Origin of the sequence: Bacillus cereus group sp. BfR-BA-01441 (assembly GCF_022663075.1) — a bacterium.
In the GTDB taxonomy this organism is placed as follows: domain Bacteria; phylum Bacillota; class Bacilli; order Bacillales; family Bacillaceae_G; genus Bacillus_A; species Bacillus_A cereus.
Genome location: NZ_JAKUEU010000193.1, coordinates 1 through 1,674, shown reverse-complemented (window position 1 = coordinate 1,674; position 1,674 = coordinate 1). Strand labels below are relative to the sequence as shown.

The following is a 1,674-nucleotide window of genomic DNA, read 5'->3' as shown; positions in this document are numbered from 1 at the left end:
TGAACACCTTGTGGCCCTGTTGGACCTATCTCTCCCTGCACACCTTGGATTCCTTGCGGACCCTGTAAACCCGTCACTCCGGTTGCTCCCGTTTCTCCTGTCGCTCCTGTCACTCCAGTTGAGCCTGTCGCCCCAGTATCTCCTGTTACTCCTGTCGCACCTGTTGCTCCTGTCGGGCCAGGTGGTCCACCAGATGGACCAGTTACTCCCGCCGGACCTGATGGCCCCGTTGGGCCGGTCGGTCCTGCTGGTCCTCCAGACGGGCCTGTTACCCCTGTTGGACCAGTTACTCCTGTTGGGCCTGTAGTGCCTTCCCCTGTCGCCCCAGTTGCTCCCATATCTCCTGTTGCCCCCGTCGGACCTTGGATTCCTTGAATTCCTTGTGGACCTTGCACTCCTTGTGCACCCGTCGCTCCTTGAATTCCTTGTACTCCTTGCACTCCTTGTGGCCCCATCGGACCGGTTGGACCAATCGCCCCTTGAGCACCTTGCACTCCTTGTGGCCCCTCTGGACCCGTTGCTCCTATTTCCCCTTGTATCCCTTGAATTCCAGTTGCTCCTTGTACTCCTGTTGCTCCCGTTATCCCTTGCACACCTTGTATTCCCTGAATTCCTTGTGGGCCTTGTGGGCCTGTTGCTCCTACCGGTCCTTGAATGCCTTGTATCCCCTGGGGACCCTCTGGACCCGTCGCTCCAACTGGCCCTGGCACACCTTGTATTCCTTGCGGGCCCTGCAGTCCCTCTGGGCCTTCTGGACCTGTTGGTCCTATATCACCCATCGGACCTTGTATCCCTTGAACTCCCTGTGGCCCTGTTTCTCCTGATGGCCCTGGTACTCCTTGTATACCTTGTGGACCTTGATCTCCTGTGGCCCCTGTTACCCCTTGTGGCCCTATAACCCCCTGTATACCTTGTGGACCTTGATCTCCTGTTGCTCCCGTTGCCCCTTGAATACCTTGAACTCCTTGTATTCCTTGTTCACCAGTTACTCCCGTCGGACCAGGAATACCTTGAATACCCTGCGAACCTTCTGGACCTGTTGGCCCAATTGGTCCTTGAATCCCTTGGATTCCTTGCAAGCCCTGTGCTCCCGTACTTCCAGTCGGACCTGTACTTCCCGTTGCTCCTGTTACCCCTGTACTTCCTGTAGCCCCAGTATTCCCCGTTGCTCCAGTCGCACCTGTACTTCCACTCGGTCCGCCACCCGGACCTGTCGCACCAGTCGGCCCCGTCGGACCAGGAGGTCCTCCAGATGGTCCAGTTATTCCAGTTGGACCTGTTATTCCAGTCGGGCCTGTTATCCCCTGACCAGTTGCTCCAGTCGCTCCGGTTGCACCTGTATTTCCACTCGGTCCTGGTGTTCCTTGTATCCCTTGTGCTCCTTGTATTCCTTGTGGACCAGTTGCACCCGGTAACCCTTGGACGCCTTGAATTCCTTGAGATCCCTCAGGTCCCGTCGCTCCAATTGGCCCCTGTAATCCCTGTATCCCTTGTATACCTTGTGCCCCAGTCGCTCCCGTTGGACCAATCGGACCTTGTAACCCTTGCACACCTTGAGGTCCTGTCGCTCCAGTTTCTCCTTGTGGTCCTCTCAATCCTTGTGGCCCCTGCTGTCCTTCTGGTCCAGTTGCACCTATTGGACCAACTGATCCTTGTATCCCTTGCACACCTTGA

Annotated in this window: 1 pseudogene; it reads right to left on the bottom strand. The window is 56.9% G+C overall.

The features are described 5' to 3' along the window. Positions 1-1,674, bottom strand: a pseudogene (locus tag MR107_RS31450) (BclA-related collagen-like exosporium protein); the annotation flags it as partial.